This window comes from Pseudomonas cavernicola (genome assembly GCF_003596405.1).
GTDB lineage: Bacteria > Pseudomonadota > Gammaproteobacteria > Pseudomonadales > Pseudomonadaceae > Aquipseudomonas > Aquipseudomonas cavernicola.
In genome coordinates, this window is record NZ_QYUR01000002.1 from 2507112 (window position 1) to 2524126 (window position 17015).

Consider the following 17015-nt stretch of genomic DNA (forward strand, 5'->3'; position numbering starts at 1 on the left):
GAACCCCGCATGAACCGCCTCACCCTGCTCTGCCTCGCCGGTCTGGCCCTGACACCGCTGACCTCGCAAGCGCTGACGCTCAACGATGACTTCAGCCTGCAGATCGACCTGGCCGCGCTCAGCGACTATCGCACCCGTGGTATCAGCCAGACCCAAGGCGATCCCGCGGCCCAGGCCGGCGCCACGCTGCTGCACAGCAGCGGGCTGTATGCCGGGGCCTGGACCTCCAACGTGGATTTCGGCCTGGATCTCAAGACCCGCCAGGAGCTCGATCTCTACGCCGGTTACTACTGGCAAGCGACCGACGCCGTCAGTCTCGATCTCGGCTACGTCAAATACAGCTACCCGAAGGAGAGCCAGTTCAACCAGAGCGAGGTCTACGCCATCCTCGACGCCTATGGCGTGCAACTCGCCGCCTATTACTCCAACGATGCGCCGAACCTCTTCGGCGTAGACCAGGACACCCTCTACACCTACCTCGGCTACAAGACCACGCTGCCGGCCGAGCTGGGCCTGGAGTTGCGCTACGGGCGGATGGACTTCAAGGACCCGCTGTTCTGGACCAGCAGCGGCGAGAGCAGCGAGTCCTACTACGAGTGGGAAGCCAAGCTGAGCCGCGACCTGTTCGGCGTCACCTGGGGCCTGAGCTACGTCGACACCGACATCTCGGAAAGCGAGTGCGCCAGCTTCTACGGCTTTACCGACGTCTGCACGGCGACTGTTGTCGCCAGCGTCAGCAAGAGTTTCTAAGACCCTGTCCAATATCTACTGCGCTTGGCCATGCTGCGTTGCAAACCGGCTCGGACGAGCGCTTGCGGGTGAACGTCCGCAGGACGGTCCTGCGGGCCAGCCTTCAGCTGTTACTCCGCTTTGCTGCGTTTGATCTGGTCAAACGATTCTGGACACCCCATGGTGGAAAACCGCTTTGCGGATTTTCCACCCTGCGCAACTGCATATCGCCTACGGCGTGCTCAAATCGGGGCAACCTTTTGATGCTCGACGGGCTCTTGTTCACTGACTAGAGAAACGGTATCTGCGGGGCAATCTGAACCTTAGTGGGGAAAAGCCCTATCCACTCAGGCCAGGCCACGCCTCTCGAGGAAAGCCGCGAGATAGTCGATAAACGCCAGCACCTTGCGCGTGGCGCGGCGGTGGCTGGGGTAGACGGCGAGGATCAGTGGGCCGAAAGCGTCCGGATCGAAGTCGTACTCCGTCATCACCTGCAGCAACTGACCACTCTCTAGATAGGGCTTCACGCTCCACAACGGACAGCAATACAGACCAGCCCCCATCAGGGTATTGGCCAGTAGCAGGTCGTAATTATCGCTTTGCAGGCGAGCCCCTGGCTGGGGGACGCGCATGCGCACCCCAGCCAGGGACATCCACCAGTAGCTCTGGTCTAGTGCCGGATGGCGGTAGATCAGCCACTGATGGCGGTCGAAGTTTTCCGGGCTGACCGGTGTCGGATTGGCGGCCAGATACGCAGGGCTGGCGCAAAGCACTATGCGGTTTTGCCCCAGAGGTTTGGCGATCAGCCCTGGCAAGTCACTGCGACCCTCGCGCATTGCCAGGTCGTAACCACCCTCGACCAGATCAACGAAGGCATCGCACAGATCCACCCGCAGCTTAATCTGCGGATGGGCGACGAGAAAGCCGGCACAGACCTCATCGAGAAAGGCCCGGCCGAAGGCCAGCGGTGCGGTCAACCTCAGGTTGCCATGCAAACCGTGCTGCAACTGGCCGATCTCCTCACCGGCATCATGCAGACGCTGCAGCACCTGGCGGGCGGTTTCCAGATAGAGCCGGCCGGCCTCGGTCAACGCCGTGCGTCGGGTGCTGCGCTCGAACAGCTGCGCGCCCAGTTCGGCCTCCAGATGGCTGACGGCCTTGGTCAAAGCCGAGGGCGTCTTGCCCAGCTGCTCGGCCGCACGGCTGAAGCTGCCGTGCTCGGCGGTGGCGACAAACATGCTCAGGGCGCCGAGCTTGTCCATGTTGCTTTTCCTATTTGGCAAAAGGGTTTTGCGCTGCAGCGGTGTTCTGCCGGCCTGCGCCAGGCGCTAGTCTGGCGGCCAGCTCAATAAAAACAACTCAATAAAAACATGAGGCTGCCCCGATGCAACGATTTATTCCAAGCTTGTTGGCCACTGCGATGGCTTTTTCCTCGATGGAAGCAATGGCCGCCGCCGATCTACTGCTGTTCAACGGCAAGGTGTTCACCGCCGAACCTGGCCAGCCACTGGCCCAGGCGGTGGCGGTGGAGAACGGCAAGATCCTTAAGGTCGGTAGCGATGCCGAGGTCAAGGCCCTGGCCGATGCCGATACGCAACGGATCGATCTCGCCGGCAAGGTCCTGATGCCCGGCATGATCGACACCCACAGCCATCCGGTGATTGCCGCCTACGACAGCATGGGCTCCAACCTGTATGACACAGTAAAACCGCTACCCGACCTTGAGCAATGGATCATCGCCGAGGATCAGGCCGGTCACGCGCGCCTGGCTGACGTGGTCAGCATTGCCGGAGTTAGCTCGGCCTATTGGGAACAAAGCCGTGAACTCGGCAAGATCTTCAATCAGGGCCGCTGGGCCGACCAACCTGTGGTGCTGAACGGCATCGACGGCCATACCGGCTGGGCCAATAACGCCATGCTCAAGCGCCTGAAGATCGACGCGGCGCTGGTAAAAAGCCTGCCGGAGAAAGAACGCAACTATATCGGCCACGCAGCCGACTTCACGCCCACTGGTTATTTATCTGAAAACGGCTGGGATCGGGTCCGCAGCCAGCTGCCCGGCCCCACTGAATCAGTCATGCTGAACGCCGCCCGCAAGGCCGTGAAAGTCAACAACCAATACGGCGTCACCGCCTGGATGGACGCGGCGGCTAATGCCGGCAGCGGCGATTCGCTGTTCGAGTTGCGCCCGACCGAGCAGAGCTTCGGTGTACTGCCGCTCTACCGCAAACTCGCGGAAGACGGCGAACTCAGCGCCCACGTCGCCGCCCTGCTGATCACTCATCCGCAAAGCAAACCGGCTGATCTGCAAGTGCTGGCCAAGGTCATGCAGCAGTTCGAAGGCGTGCCAAACCTGACGTTCCCTGGCATCAAGATTTTTGCCGACGGCATTCTGGAATTTCCAGGGCAGACCGCCGCGGTTATTGACCCATTCAAAAACAGCCTCAAACAAGGAGAGCTGCTGATCGACCCGGCGCACTTTGGTGAGCTGGTGGTGGCGGCCGAAAAGCGCGACTGGATCGTGCACATGCATGCGGTCGGCGACCGCGCGGTGCGTGAGTCTTTGAATGGCTTTGAATATGCCCGCAAGCTCAACCCAACCCCGGTACCGCACAGCATCAGCCACCTGCAACTGGTCAACCCCAAGGAGTTTCCGCGCTTCAAACAGCTCGGCGTGATTGCGTCCATGCAGCTGCTCTGGGCCACCGCCGAGACCTACACGGAGGAGTTGGTCAAACCCTATATCAGCGCCTTCGCCTACCAGTACCAGTATCCGGCCCGCTCGCTGCACAAGGCCGGCGCGACCATTGCCGGCGCCAGCGATTGGCCGGTGTCCAGCCCCAATCCGTGGAATGCCATCGCCCAGGCCAGCACCCGCAAAGGCCCGCTCGGCGTACTCAACAGTGCCGAGAGTATTGACCGCGAAAGCATGTTCTACGCCTACACCATCAACGCGGCCAAAGCCCTGCGCCTGGAGCAGCAGATCGGCTCCCTGGCACCTGGCAAACAGGCAGACCTGATCGTTCTCGACCGCGATGTATTCAAGGTCAGCGACAAAGAACTGTCCGACACCCAGGTCCTGCAAACCTTTTTCGCCGGCAAACAGGTCTACGCCCCCGCGTCCTGATAACCACTCCACCCGCTCCGCCTGAACGGCCCGGCTCCTCGCTCTGCGAGGGGCTCGGCACAGCCTTGTCCGAATCTGCCCACATACTCATAACAACAGGGAAATTTGCATGAATGCGCTACCCGCCCTAGCCCTTGCCAGCCTTGCACTGGCGCCACTGTGCAGCACCCAGGCGATTGAACTAAGTGATCAGTTCACCCTCAGCATCACCCCCACGATCATCAGCGATTACCGTGCCAGCGGCCTTTCGCAAACCCAAGGCGACCCGGCCGGGCAATTGAATATCGTGCTCAGCCATATCAGCGGCCTGTATGCCGGCGTGTGGACGTCCAACGTCGACTTTGGCTATGAGTCCAAGACCCGCCAGGAAATCGAGTACTACGCCGGTTACTACTGGCAAATGACTGACGACATCAGCCTCGACACCTTCTACACCCAGTATGAATTCCCGCGCGAAAGCCAGTTCAACCAGAGCGACATCCAGGCCACCCTGGATATCTACGGCGTGCTGCTCGGCGGCAAATACGTCAGCAACATAAAAGGCCCGGACTACGAGGATGAAGATGGCAATTGGCACACAGGCGCCCAGGACGAGGACCTGGCCTCGGCCTTTATTGGCTACCGCACCCAGCTGCCGGCCGAAATCGGCTTCGAAGCCCGCTACGAATACGTCGACTACAAGGACGACGTATTTTTCAGCGACGACGGCAGCAGCCGCCCCGACTATCGCAACTGGGAAATCAAACTGAGCCGTGACCTGATCGGCGTGACCTGGGGCCTGAGCTATATCGACACCGACCTGTCGAAAACCGAGTGCCAGAGCTTTACGGGCTTCGACGACCTGTGCGGCGCGACGCTGGTGGCCAGCGCCAGCAAGACCTTCTAACCGGCCGCTGCAAAACCACTGCGAGCTTCGTGCGCTAGGCGGCGTTGCAATCCGCCTCCCGAGCTGTCTGGCAATGCTGGCTTGGCTCTGATTGCAAGCTAAGCCAGCCACCATTTGGTAACGCTGGCCCTCAGTCAGCTGCCGGTACGACGTAGTCATCAGCAGCAGGCGCGCAAGGCCGGCTGGAGTAGCAGTTTTCAATCCCACCCAACAAAAACAAGAGCATCAGTCTGTTCCTCAAGGAGAACTCAGTAATGACCAAGGTCAGCGATAGTCCGCAGCGAAGGCCCCTGATCGAGACACGTTCGATCGATTACATTCCCGAGGCTGAGCGCCATGGCAGCCTCTACAGTCAGTTCACCCTTTGGCTCGGCGCCAACTTGCAGATCACTGCGATAGTCACCGGTGCTCTGGCCGTGGTGCTGGGCGGCGATGTGCTCTGGTCACTCATTGGGTTGCTGATCGGCCAACTGTTCGGCGGCGCGGTGGTTGCCCTGCATGCCGCGCAGGGGCCTAAGCTCGGGCTGCCGCAGATGATCTCCAGCCGCGTGCAGTTCGGGGTCTACGGTGCAGCCATCCCGATTGTGCTGGTGTGCCTGATGTATCTCGGCTTCAGCGCCACCGGCGCGGTATTGTCGGGACAGGCCATCGCCCAGTTGATCGAGGTCAGCGACAGCGCCGGCATCCTGATTTTCGCCTCCTGCATCGCGTTCCTGACCATGTTCGGTTATCGGGTCATCCACCTGGTCGGCAAGGTCACCAGTGTGCTCGGCATCATTGCCTTCGTGTACTTGTTCACCCGGCTGATGACACTCAACGATATCGGCCTCTTGCTGGACAATCGCCACTTCGGCTGGAGCTCCTTCCTGCTGGCGGTGTCCCTCTCCGCGTCCTGGCAGATCGCCTTCGGCCCCTATGTGGCCGACTATTCGCGCTACCTGCCGAGCAAGACCTCGTCCTGGAAGACCTTCACCGCCGTCGGCCTCGGCACCGTGCTAGGCGCCCAGGCCTCGATGGTGCTGGGGGTGTTCGCGGCGGCGTTGGCGGGCGCGAATTTCCGCGGCCACGAGGTGGCCACCATAGTCGGGCTGGGCAGCACCGGAGTGATGGCCGCTCTGCTGTATTTGAGCGTGGTGCTCGGCAAGGTCACGGTCTCCACTCTTAATGCCTATGGCAGCTTCATGTGCGTCGCCACCGTGATCAGCGGTTTCCGCGGTCGCCTGGAGATTTCACCCGTGCAGCGCATGCTGTTCATTCTGCTGATTGTCGGGGCTTCCACCACCATCGCTCTGCTCGGTCAGCACTCGTTTCTGAGTGCGTTCAAGTTCTTCATCCTGTTTCTGCTGACCTTCTTCACGCCCTGGAGCGCGATCAACCTGGTGGACTATTACTTCGTCAACAAGGAGCGTTATGACGTGCAGGCGCTGTCCAACCCCGATGGCCGCTACGGTCGCTGGAATGTGCTAGGGATCAGCGTCTATGTCACCGGTGTATTGATCCAGCTGCCCTTCGTCGACACCCACTTCTACACCGGGCCGATGGTCGCGCAACTCGGCGGCATCGATATTTCCTGGATCGTCGGCCTGCTGGTGCCGGGCATCCACTATTACCTGGTGGCCAAGACATCAGCCCTTGCCGTGCCGCCTGAACGTACCCAAGAGGCCTGAATGAAACTCCGCCGGCATGACTGTCACGCCGCGACCATGGCCGGCGGGCGTTGCTGGACCATCGAGGAAGCCCGCGAGATAGTCGATAAACGCCAGCACCTTGCGCGTCGATGGCTGGGGTGAAGCCGGATGAGGGGGTAAGCACAGGAGTGGCCGCCTCCCTCACTCCTGACCCTATCCCAACGGGAGAGGGTGTTTCTCGTACAGCTCCAATACTCGCGGAGTGCTCGCCCCACGCTTTACCAACTCACCCATACCCCCAAGGTTCCTTCCACCGCTTCCTGATCGAGGCTATCGATGTTGGCGCTGTAGTCGGCGGCCAGGTACAGGCTGACGTTGGTGGCGAGTTTGGCCACCAGGCCACCGCCAATATCCATGGTGCTGCTGTCGTGGTTGGTCTTGAGCGAGTCGACGCCATCGAAGGTCACCGTGTCGCGCCCACCGAAGCTGTGCCAGAGGTTGGCGCGCAAGTAAGGCTCCAGGGGCACATCTCCGGCCAGGTAAGCGCCCTTCAGTCGATCCCCCCACCGGCTCATTTAGACCCAATATAGGACGGTCGCGGGGGACAAAAATCGGCCAGGAGCAGGCAGTCTAGTGTGACTACAAAGCTAGGGGCGATTCAGCAGGTAAGCGTTTCAGATCCTGCTTAAAACCAGTACCCATCTAGGTCAAGGTGAGAGCAAACAGATAAAGCGTCAACCGACCTCTTTGATGTGCCGGCCCAACGCGGTGATGTAGTTGCAGGCTGTCAGCCCTGTTGACCGCTTTTATGGCACTGCTGGTGGATCGGTTGGCAGGTTGTTATCGCCCGTTTGCTGGGCGAACCATTGCATGATCTGCGAACGCGCCGGGTGCAATGCGGCTGATGGTTGCAGGTACATCGAATAGACCCCCTTGGTCTTCAAAGGAGAACCGAACGGGACGACCAGTACTCCGCGATCAATAGACTCCTGAGCCAGTGTCATGTCGGTCATGGCCACCCCCAACCCTCGTGCCGCGGCGTCGAGCGCCAGCTCGTCGAGGTTGAACGGTATCTGCCTATAGTCCTCCAGTAGCAAGCCTCCATTGGCTGCCAGCCAAAGTTTCCAGTCGTGCTTGTCCGTCGAACGATGGATCAGGGGAAAGTGTGCAAGGTCCTCCACCGATTCAAGTGGTTGGGTCCCGCTGACCAGACCGGGGGCGCATAACGGAATCAGCGCTTCCTCGAACAGGTTCAGGCAGGTGGGATCGCTTGATGGCTCAGGTAGATAAAGGATGTAAGCGTCGCTGTCGCTGGACGGTTCGACGACTTCGGTCGCAACAGTCTCGATCGACAAGGATATGTCCGGGTAACGCCTATAGAAATCTGTCAGCTTCGGCAGCAACCAGCGGACCGCCAGCGACACATGCATGCGTATGCGAAAGGGGCGATCCTGCGGAGAAATCCGGCTCTCCAGTACTTTCAATTGCTCCAGAATTTTCTGCGCAGTGCTCAGGACCTGCTCGCCTTCCACAGTCAGACGGACGCTGCGGCTGTTCCTCACGAACATGGGGACGCCGAAGTGACTCTCCAGTTGTTGAATCTTTCGGCTCACTGCGCTCTGGGTCAAACAGAGCTCTTCTGCCGCTTGGGTGAAGCTGTCCGAAGCGGCAACTGCCACCAGCGCCTGCAAGGCCTGGAGAGAGGGCACGCGGTGAAGTTTATCCATGCGTTTTGAGAATGGCTCAATGAGTTTATAGCGTTGGTTATATCACCCACGGCCTCGTAGATTCTAGCCATAGAGTCCGTCGCCAAAAAGGTTATGCATGCTTACACCGCATGTTGTCATCTTTCGGTCCGGCGCGGCGCGCAAGAGACGACAGGTTCTTGGCTAGTCCAGGGCGACAGTATGTGAGGCGATGCTATGAAGAATGAGTGTGGTTGGATTCCGCTGGCCGGGAACTCGCCCCGTCGTGAGTGTCTGAGCGGTACGGAAAAGGTCGACTGGCTGGTGATAGGTGCCGGTATCACCGGGCTTTCCGCTGCTCATGCGCTTGCTGACATGCATCCTCAGGCACGGATCGTGATCGTTGACCGGCAGCGGGCGGCGCGGGGGGCCTCGGCGCGCAATTCCGGATTCGTGGTGGCCCACGAACATCCTGGAGTCGATGAACTGGTCGGTAGCCGGGACTTCGCCGGTTACGAAGTGGATACTTCGATCTCGCGTGCCGCCAATGAGGAAGTACGAAAGCGTATTGCCCGTCAGGGCATCGAGTGCGAGTTCAGGGACTCCGGCTATTTCTTCGCGGTCAGCGATCCGCACAAGCTGACGCATGTCGACGCTCGACTGGAAACGCTACGGGCCGTCGGCGCATCTGCGGAGTTCCTGGAAGGCGAACGCCTGGTGCAGAAGCTGGGAACCCGGCATTACCGAGCGGCGATCTGGTGTGGTAACGGCAACGCCCTGCTGCAGCCGGCGAAATACGTGAAGGGCCTGCTGGATACGCTGCCAGACACTGTGACCCTGTTCGAGGAGACCGATATCACTGGCCTGGAGCGTCTGGGCAGGGGGCGTCTGCGCGCCAATGGCCCTGGCGGCAGCATTGAGGCGAAGCAGGTACTGGTCTGCCTGAATGCCTTTCTCCCCCGCGTGGGTGTACGGGACAGCGGGACCTTCCCGATGGAGCTTAGCGCCAGTCTCAGCCGGCAGTTGAGCGACGAGGAGTTCCGGAGCATCGGTGGTGTGGAATCTTGGGGCGTGCTGTCCACCCGTCCGCTCGGAGCCACCGTGCGGCTTACCCCGGATCGTCGCGTGCTGATCCGCAACACCGCCGAATACCGAACTCGGGATTTGTCCGGCAGTGAACTCTTGAGCCGCCGCAAACACCATCTGCTCGGTTTGCAGCGACGCTTCCCCTGGTTTGCCGAGCAGGACATCCAATACACCTGGACCGGGCACCTGAGCGCCTCGCGCTCCGGGCAGCCCTATTTCGCCAAGGTCGAAGAGGGATTGTTCGCCGTGGCCGGATGCAATGGTTCAGGCGTCGCACGCGGCACCCTCTGGGGGCGGCTGCTTGCCGAACTGGCATCGGGCGGCGACTCGCCAACCTTACGGTCGGTCATGGACAGGGCCCAGCCTGGCTGGTTACCCCCACGTCCCTTGTTCGACATCGGCGCAATGCTGCGTATGCAAGTGGAGGCGGTTAGAGCAAGGACGGAAGTCTAGAAAACTCGGCTATCACAACAAGAACGAAAGCTCTTCAACAAGAAGGTGACCGAACATGAACGTCAACAAGAACCTCCTGGTGGCAATGCTCACCACGTTTTCGGCAACGACCTACGCAGCCGGAGACGTGATCATCTCCAACTGGAGCGGGTATATCGCCGACGATACCCTGAGCAATTTCACCAGGGACACTGGCATCAAGGCGACTTACGACATTCACGACAGCAACGAGGTTCTCGAGTCCAAGCTGATGACCGGCAATACCGGCTATGACGTGGTCAGTCCCTCGAACCACTTTCTCTCCAAGCTGATCAAGGCGGGAGCAATTCAGAAGCTGGACAAGAGCCAGCTGCCTAATTGGAGCAACCTCGATCCGGTGCTGATGAAGGTGCTGGAGGTCAACGACCCGGGCAACCAGTATGGTTACCCCTACATGTGGGGTACCGTCGGCATTGGCTACAGCGTCGAGAAGATCAAGGCGATATTCGGCAGCACCGAGATCACCCGCTCCTGGGGCATGTTGTTGGACGAGAACAACATCAAGAAGCTGAGCCAATGCGGTGTGGCGATGATCGACAACCCCACGCAGATCCTGCCGATTACCCTCAACTACCTGGGACTGCCCCACCATAGCCACGACCCAGCGGATTACCTCAAGGCCGAGCAGGCGCTGATGAAGATCAGGCCGTCCATCCAGTATTTTCAATCATCCAAGTACGTCGCTGACCTGGCTAACGGCGATATCTGCGCCGTCATCGGCTTCAACGGCGACATTCTGCAGGCGGCACGCAGCGCCAAGGAGGCGAAAAACGGGGTAGAAATTGCCTATTCGATCCCCGAGGAAGGCTCCACCCTGTGGTTCGACATGGTGGTCATGCCGAAGAACGCGCCGCACGAAAAGAACGGCTATGCCTACATGAATTACCTGCTCGATCCAAAAGTCATCGCCGATATCAGCAACTCTATCAATTACGCCAACCCCAACACGGCAGCCGATGTCTATGTCCACCCGTCCCTGAGGGCTGAACCGGCGGTTTATCCGCCGACAAAGGTGATGGACAAGCTATTCACCGTAGAGGAGCTGCCATTCAAAATCGTGCGTCTGAGCACCCGCCTGTGGACCAAGCTGAAAACCGGTACCTAGACGCTTTCGAGTGTCCGCGTTTGGCCGATCCCTGCCTGTCACGCGACTCACAGCGGCGTAGGGCGTTCATGCCGCTTGCGGCTTGTCCGCCGCAGAAGCTGGACAGAACTTCGTTATGCCCCCCCCGACCCGGCTCCTCAAACCCCGCACAGCAAAAGGCCGCCCGCCGGCGGCCTCGAGCAAAGGAGCCGGCCTTACTGCACCAACTCCTGCTCGCTGAACATATCGCTGAACAGCATGCTGCTCAGGTAGCGTTCGCCGGAGTCGGGCAGGATCACCACGATGGTTTTGCTTTGCATTTCCGGGCGCTCGGCCAGGCGCACCGCTGCCGCCATCGCCGCGCCGCAGGAGATACCACTGAGGATGCCTTCTTCGCGCATCAGCCGTAGCGCCATGGCCTTGGCCTCATCATCGCTGACCAGCTCGACCCGATCGACCATCGACAGGTCGAGGTTCTTCGGCACGAAACCGGCGCCAATACCCTGGATCTTATGCGGGCTCGGTTTGATTTCTTCACCCGCCAGCGCCTGGGTGATGACCGGAGAGCCGAGCGGCTCCACCGCCACCGAAACAATCGGCTTGCCACAGGTGTTTTTGATATAGCGCGACACGCCGGTAATAGTGCCGCCGGTGCCGACGCCAGATATCAGCACATCAATCGCGCCGTCGGTGTCGTGCCAGATTTCCGGGCCGGTGGTCTTCTCGTGGATCGCCGGGTTGGCCGGGTTGTCGAACTGCTGCGGCAGGAAGTACTTACTGGTGTCCGAGGCGGCAATTTCCGTGGCCTTGTCGATGGAGCCTTTCATACCTTTAGCGGGATCGGTCAACACCAGCTCGGCGCCGAGGGCTTTCAACACCTTGCGCCGCTCCAGGCTCATGGACGCCGGCATGGTCAGCAGCAGCTGGTAACCACGGGTAGCCGCGACGAAGGCCAGACCAATCCCGGTATTGCCGGAGGTTGGCTCGACAATAGTCATGCCCTTTTTGAGCACCCCACGTTCTTCGGCGTCCCAGACCATGCTGGCGCCAATCCGGCATTTAACCGAATAAGCCGGGTTACGCCCCTCGATCTTGGCCAGGATAGTCACGCCCTTCGGGCCTAGACGGTTGATCAACACCAACGGCGTGTTACCGATCGACTGGGCGTTGTCTGCGTAGATACGGCTCATGCGGTGTCCTTCTGCGTGTGCTGCCGGAAAAACTTCAAGCCTAAAACTACGCTGGGTGGGCGTCCAGTTCGCTCACCGAGAAGCAGTGACCTTTCTCACGCCTGGACTCTGCCACGCGCTATCCGGCCGTGCCTACACGAGCAGGAAGCCTCAACTGGCCACACCGATGAGCAGCACCCATCACGGTGACAGCAGAGCGCTGACTCGCCATTCAGTGACTGAATGGCCCGTCTGCGTTCACAGTCGCGCCTCCCGCGCGTTATAGTCGGTTTTTTCGGCAGTGTTCGAACAGGTCGCGCGTGCGCTTGTTTTGAACCGCACCACTACTGAACCGCCGGCTTCTCTGCCCAGGCGTTACCGTTCGAGGATTTTCCGATGAAGTTCGAAGGCACCCAGTCTTACGTCGCCACCGACGATCTCAAGCTTGCAGTCAACGCCTCCATCACCCTGGAGCGCCCGCTGCTGGTCAAGGGTGAGCCCGGTACCGGCAAGACCATGCTCGCCGAGCAGTTGGCGGAATCCTTCGGCGCCAAGCTGATCACCTGGCACATCAAATCCACCACCAAGGCGCACCAGGGCCTCTACGAGTACGATGCGGTCAGCCGCCTGCGTGACTCGCAGCTAGATTCCGACAAGGTTCACGACGTTCGCAACTACATCAAGAAGGGCAAGCTCTGGGAGGCTTTCGAGAGCGATGAGCGGGTGATTCTGCTGATCGATGAAATCGACAAGGCCGACATCGAGTTCCCCAACGACCTGCTGCAAGAACTCGACAAGATGGAGTTCTACGTTTACGAGACCAACGAGACGATCAAAGCGAAGAAGCGCCCGATCATCATCATCACCTCGAACAACGAAAAAGAGCTGCCGGATGCCTTCCTGCGTCGCTGCTTCTTCCACTACATCGCCTTCCCGGACCGCGTCACGCTGCAGAAGATCGTCGATGTGCATTACCCGGACATCAAGAAAGATCTGGTCAGCGAAGCCCTCGACGTGTTCTTCGATGTGCGCAAGGTGCCGGGCCTGAAGAAGAAGCCCTCCACGTCCGAGCTGGTCGATTGGCTGAAGCTGCTGATGGCCGACAACATCGGCGAAGCGGTACTGCGCGAACGCGATCCGACCAAGGCCATCCCGCCGCTGGCTGGTGCTCTGGTGAAGAACGAGCAGGACGTGCAGCTGCTTGAGCGTCTGGCCTTCATGAGCCGCCGCGCCAGCCGTTGAAGCCTTTAGTCTCCCCTCTCCCGCTTGCGGGAGAGGGGCCGGGGGAGAGGGAGGGGAGCAGCACCGAAGTTGCCTGATTCACCCTCTCCCTAGCCCTCTCCCTCAAGGGAGAGGGGATGAATTCGCAAGTGAGGTGCAGCCATGCTGCTCAACCTGTTCAATGAAATGCGCGCCGCCAAAGTACCGGTTTCGGTACGCGAGCTGCTCGACCTGATCAACGCGCTGAAACACAACGTCGTGTTCGCCGATATGGACGAGTTCTACTTTCTCGCCCGCACCATCCTGGTCAAGGACGAGCGGCATTTCGATAAGTTCGACCGAGCTTTCGGCGCCTACTTCAAAGGCCTGGAAAACCTCAATCAGCACATCGAAGCACTCATCCCCGATGAATGGCTGCGCAAAGAGTTCGAGCGCATGCTGACCGATGAGGAACGGGCGAATATCCAGTCCCTCGGTGGCCTGGACAAGCTGATCGAAGAGTTCAAAAAGCGCCTCGAAGAGCAAAAGGAACGCCACGAAGGCGGCAGCAAGTGGATCGGCACCGGCGGCACCAGCCCGTTCGGTTCCGGCGGCTTCAACCCGGAAGGTATTCGCGTCGGCGATGCCGGCAAGCGCCAGGGCAAGGCGGTCAAGGTCTGGGATCAGCGCGAGTACAAAAACCTCGACGATCAGGTCGAACTCGGCACGCGCAACATCAAGGTCGCCCTGCGCCGCCTGCGCAAGTTCGCCCGCCAGGGTGCGCAGGACGAACTGGATCTGGATGGCACCATCGACTTCACCGCCCGCGATGGCGGCCTGTTGAACATCCAGATGCGCCCGGAACGACGCAACAACGTGAAGCTGCTGATTCTGTTCGACATCGGCGGCTCGATGGACGCCCACGTCAAGGTCTGCGAGGAGCTGTTCTCGGCCTGCAAGACCGAGTTCAAGCACTTGGAGTACTTCTACTTCCACAACTTCGTCTACGAGTCGGTGTGGAAGAACAACCTGCGGCGCACCTCCGAGCGCTTCTCCACCCAGGATCTGCTGCACAAATACGGCGCCGATTACAAAGTGGTGTTCGTCGGCGATGCGGCCATGGCGCCTTACGAAATCACCCAGGCCGGCGGCAGCGTCGAGCACTGGAACGAGGAGCCGGGTTACGTCTGGATGCAGCGTTTCCGGGAGAAGTACAAGAAGCTCATCTGGATCAACCCCTACCCCAAGGACACCTGGAGCTACACCGCCTCGACCAACATCGTTCGCGATCTATTGGAAGACCAGATGTACCCGCTCAGCTTGCGTGGGCTGGAAGACGGGATGAAGTTTCTTTCCAAATGACCAACGGGCCCCATGGGGCCCGTTTCGTTTAACCCTGGATATGCCTGTAAACCTGAATATGCCTGCCGTAGGCTGGGTTTCATGAGGTGCATCCATGCACCTCACCCTACGGGCAGCTAAAGCTGTGCAAAACGGCGTTCCTGCCGTTTTGTCACTGCGTTCTACCCAGCCTACGTCTTGCAATCATTTCCCGCTCAGCGCCAGTGCCGCTGCTCATGCTGGATGATCTTGTGCTTGCGCCCCACGCCCAAAGTCCAGCCGGCGCCCAGCAGCAGGCATTCCACCAGCCAGGCCAGCAGCAACGCGCAGGCAATCCCCCAGGCAATCACTTCCGGTGCCAGCAGCACTTGGTAGCGGTAGCCCTGGTAGGTTTCTTCCAGCAACTCGGGGTCGGCCGCAGAGGCCACATGCCACGCTTTGGCGTACCAAGGGCCTTGCATGGCTCGCCATTCGCCATCAAGCAAACGAGACCGGTCAAGCAGCAGGTTCAAGCTATCGGCATCGCTGTTGAAGACCGGATCATCGCTGGCCTGGTAATGCGCCACCAGCGCCTCCAGATCACCCTTGAAGAAGTTCTTGGCCGTCTCGCGAAAACCCTTCAGGCCCTGCTCCGACTCCTGCCAATGCGCCTCGATGCGCTGGCTATAGTCGTTGATAAATCCCGGCACTTGCACGCCCAGCAATAAGCCCAGGGCAAACAACACTAACCGCAGATAATGTCTAAACATCCCACCTCCTCAACTTCGCCCCTGGGCCACGCATTCGCCGCGCCGCCACAGGCTCCATTCACCCGGCTGGTACAAGGTCCAGTTCTCGTTTTCGGTCAACGGTTCGGTGGCCAGCACCGTCACCACATCGTTTGGCGTGGTTTCCGCCTGAAAATCCACGATCACATCGACATCTTTCAAGCGCGCCGGGCCAAAAGGGGCACGGCGGGTAATCTGCGCCAACTTGCTCGAACAGAAGGCGAACAACCAGTCGCCATCACTCAGCAAGCAGTTGAACACACCTTGGCTACGGTAGGTGGCGCAGGCACTGACCAACGCGGGCAAGAGCAACTCCACCGCGACTGGCGCCGGGAAAGCCGTTCGCACCTGGTTGAGCAGATCGCAAAAGGCCGCCTCGCTATCGGTATCACCGACCGGCCGGTAGAAGCTCGGGGTCGGCTGAAAATCCGCCAGCTGGCCGTTATGGGCGAAGCACCAGTTGCGCCCCCACAGTTCACGAACGAACGGATGGGTGTTGGACAAGCAGACCTTGCCGACATTGGCCTGGCGGATATGGCCAATCACCACCTCGCTCTTGATCGGGTAGCGCTGCACCAGCTTGGCCACTTCCGAGTCCACGCTCGCCGCCGGATCCTGGAACAGTCGCAAACCACGACCTTCATAGAAGCCGATACCCCAACCATCGCGGTGCGGGCCGGTACCGCCGCCACGCTGCATCAGCCCGGTGAAGCTGAAGACGATATCGGTCGGCACATTGGCGCTCATGCCCAGTAATTCACACATGACTCAAGATTCTCGCTTCAAGGCGTTACGCAACATTCCAGCTTCCGCATCCAAGCGGGCCTGCAGCGCCTGGCGGCCCAACGGCAGAAAACGGGTCAGTACTCGCCATGCGCCGCCGGCTAGATCGCCCGAGCGGCGCGGAATCAAATGCAAATGCAGGTGCGGCACATGCTGGTTGGCCGCCGGGCCGTCATTGATCAGCAGATTAATCCCTTCGCTGCCATAGCCCGAGCCACGCAACGCACGCGTCACCCGCTCAGCCAAGGTCAGCAAATGCTCGCGGGCGGCAGCAGACAGATCGCTCAAATAAGGGGCGTGCTCGCGGCTGACGATCAGCACATGGGCTGGGCGCAAGGGGTAGATATCGAGGATGACGAGAAAGTGCTCGTCCTCAAACAGCTGATGGGCCGGCAGTTGGCCGGCCGCGATGGCGCAGAACACGCAGTCCATGGGCTTTCCTTATCACAGGTGGCCCATGCTGAACGGCTCGGCGGGTAGGTGCAAGATCGAATATGGGACGAATTAACCGTGAAATGATTTATTCGCCGTCCGCAAGGTTAGAGCCGCGGCTCGATGCGAAAACGGCGGTCGCCACTCTGGTCCAAACGGGTATCCACATGCGCTGCGTGGTCGCGATCCAGCACCTCACGCAAGCTCGGCTCGTCCTCGGCGATCGGTGCCGCCTTGGTATTGCGTGCCTTCCACCAGCGCTCGATCGGCCAACGCACACCAACGAACAGCAGGTAGAGCGCGAAGGCAAGCAAGCCATACATCGCCAGATCCGCCACCGCACGCCAGGCGTTGTTGCCCACCTTGAAGAGCAAGTCCAGGGCCGTGATGGCGATAGCCGGAGCGAACAGCTCCTTGGTCGGATCGATGATGGTCGGGCTCAGCAACAACACCGCAACCAGCAGCCGCAGCGGTTCACGTAGCCAGCGCCACATCCAGCCCGTCAGACGAAACCACACCAGCAAACAGCCAAGCGCTGCGATTCCGTATGCGGCCCAAGCGAGCAGATAGTCGTTCTCGGTCATTAGTGTTCGTGGCGGAGCTGAC

Annotated in this window: 17 protein-coding genes and 1 pseudogene; 9 read left to right on the top strand and 9 right to left on the bottom strand. The window is 60.1% G+C overall.

Annotation, left to right across the window (positions count from 1 at the left end; all coding sequences use genetic code 11):
• Positions 1 to 9 precede the first annotated feature (9 nt).
• Complete coding sequence (locus D3879_RS11915) at positions 10 to 750, top strand: TorF family putative porin (RefSeq protein WP_119954445.1); 741 nt, start codon at positions 10 to 12, stop codon at positions 748 to 750.
• A 326-nt stretch (positions 751 to 1076) separates the two neighbouring features.
• Here D3879_RS11915 and D3879_RS11920 read toward each other — a convergent pair whose 3' ends face one another.
• The gene (locus D3879_RS11920) at positions 1077 to 1991 is read right to left on the bottom strand and encodes a LysR family transcriptional regulator (protein WP_119954446.1); all 915 of its coding nucleotides are present in this window, start codon (positions 1989 to 1991) and stop codon (positions 1077 to 1079) included.
• Between the two features lie 122 nt (positions 1992 to 2113).
• Here D3879_RS11920 and D3879_RS11925 point away from each other — a divergent pair, with 122 nt between their 5' ends.
• Positions 2114 to 3856, top strand: a complete 1743-nt coding sequence (locus D3879_RS11925; RefSeq protein ID WP_119954447.1) for an amidohydrolase — start codon at positions 2114 to 2116, stop codon at positions 3854 to 3856.
• A 109-nt stretch (positions 3857 to 3965) separates the two neighbouring features.
• Positions 3966 to 4742, top strand: coding sequence for a TorF family putative porin (locus tag D3879_RS11930; protein ID WP_119954448.1), 777 nt, complete (start codon positions 3966 to 3968; stop codon positions 4740 to 4742).
• Between the two features lie 57 nt (positions 4743 to 4799).
• Here D3879_RS11930 and D3879_RS11935 read toward each other — a convergent pair.
• Positions 4800 to 4901, bottom strand: a pseudogene (locus tag D3879_RS11935) (IS30 family transposase); the annotation flags it as partial.
• A gap of 95 nt (positions 4902 to 4996) precedes the next feature.
• Between D3879_RS11935 and D3879_RS11940 the strand changes: the two are divergent.
• Positions 4997 to 6409: a purine-cytosine permease family protein gene (locus D3879_RS11940; RefSeq protein ID WP_119954449.1), complete on the top strand. Its 1413-nt coding sequence runs from the start codon at positions 4997 to 4999 to the stop codon at positions 6407 to 6409.
• Positions 6410 to 6532, top strand: coding sequence for a hypothetical protein (locus D3879_RS27480; protein WP_274381368.1), 123 nt, complete (start codon positions 6410 to 6412; stop codon positions 6530 to 6532).
• A gap of 116 nt (positions 6533 to 6648) precedes the next feature.
• On the opposite strand, the gene D3879_RS11945 is transcribed toward D3879_RS27480, so the two are convergent.
• The gene (locus tag D3879_RS11945; RefSeq protein WP_119954450.1) at positions 6649 to 6945 is read right to left on the bottom strand and encodes an autotransporter domain-containing protein; all 297 of its coding nucleotides are present in this window, start codon (positions 6943 to 6945) and stop codon (positions 6649 to 6651) included.
• A gap of 231 nt (positions 6946 to 7176) precedes the next feature.
• Positions 7177 to 8097, bottom strand: a complete 921-nt coding sequence (locus tag D3879_RS11950) for a LysR substrate-binding domain-containing protein (protein WP_119954451.1) — start codon at positions 8095 to 8097, stop codon at positions 7177 to 7179.
• Between the two features lie 195 nt (positions 8098 to 8292).
• Between D3879_RS11950 and D3879_RS11955 the strand changes: the two genes are divergently transcribed.
• A complete protein-coding gene (locus D3879_RS11955; RefSeq protein WP_119954452.1) occupies positions 8293 to 9594 on the top strand; it encodes an NAD(P)/FAD-dependent oxidoreductase in 1302 nt (433 codons plus the stop codon).
• 55 nt (positions 9595 to 9649) lie between these two features.
• A complete protein-coding gene (locus tag D3879_RS11960) occupies positions 9650 to 10738 on the top strand; it encodes a polyamine ABC transporter substrate-binding protein (protein WP_119954453.1) in 1089 nt (362 codons plus the stop codon).
• 194 nt (positions 10739 to 10932) lie between these two features.
• Here the strand turns inward: D3879_RS11960 and cysK are convergent, their stop codons facing one another.
• Positions 10933 to 11907, bottom strand: a complete 975-nt coding sequence (gene cysK, locus D3879_RS11965; RefSeq protein WP_119954454.1) for a cysteine synthase A — start codon at positions 11905 to 11907, stop codon at positions 10933 to 10935.
• Positions 11908 to 12282: 375 nt separating this feature from the next.
• Here cysK and D3879_RS11970 point away from each other — a divergent pair, with 375 nt between their 5' ends.
• Positions 12283 to 13128 carry an AAA family ATPase gene (locus tag D3879_RS11970; protein WP_119954455.1) on the top strand — a complete coding sequence of 282 codons (846 nt, stop codon included), beginning with the start codon at positions 12283 to 12285 and terminating at the stop codon, positions 13126 to 13128.
• A 141-nt stretch (positions 13129 to 13269) separates the two neighbouring features.
• Positions 13270 to 14448, top strand: coding sequence for a vWA domain-containing protein (locus D3879_RS11975; RefSeq protein ID WP_119954456.1), 1179 nt, complete (start codon positions 13270 to 13272; stop codon positions 14446 to 14448).
• Between the two features lie 194 nt (positions 14449 to 14642).
• Here the strand turns inward: D3879_RS11975 and D3879_RS11980 are convergent, their stop codons facing one another.
• The 4 genes from D3879_RS11980 to D3879_RS11995 all read right to left on the bottom strand — a co-directional run bounded on the left by D3879_RS11980 (position 14643) and on the right by D3879_RS11995 (position 16993).
• Positions 14643 to 15176, bottom strand: a complete 534-nt coding sequence (locus tag D3879_RS11980; protein WP_119954457.1) for a DUF2937 family protein — start codon at positions 15174 to 15176, stop codon at positions 14643 to 14645.
• A gap of 9 nt (positions 15177 to 15185) precedes the next feature.
• The gene (locus D3879_RS11985; protein WP_119954458.1) at positions 15186 to 15959 is read right to left on the bottom strand and encodes a class II glutamine amidotransferase; all 774 of its coding nucleotides are present in this window, start codon (positions 15957 to 15959) and stop codon (positions 15186 to 15188) included.
• A 3-nt stretch (positions 15960 to 15962) separates the two neighbouring features.
• The gene (locus tag D3879_RS11990) at positions 15963 to 16409 is read right to left on the bottom strand and encodes an HIT family protein (protein ID WP_119954459.1); all 447 of its coding nucleotides are present in this window, start codon (positions 16407 to 16409) and stop codon (positions 15963 to 15965) included.
• A 107-nt stretch (positions 16410 to 16516) separates the two neighbouring features.
• Positions 16517 to 16993, bottom strand: a complete 477-nt coding sequence (locus tag D3879_RS11995) for an MFS transporter (protein WP_119954460.1) — start codon at positions 16991 to 16993, stop codon at positions 16517 to 16519.
• Positions 16994 to 17015: the final 22 nt, after the last annotated feature.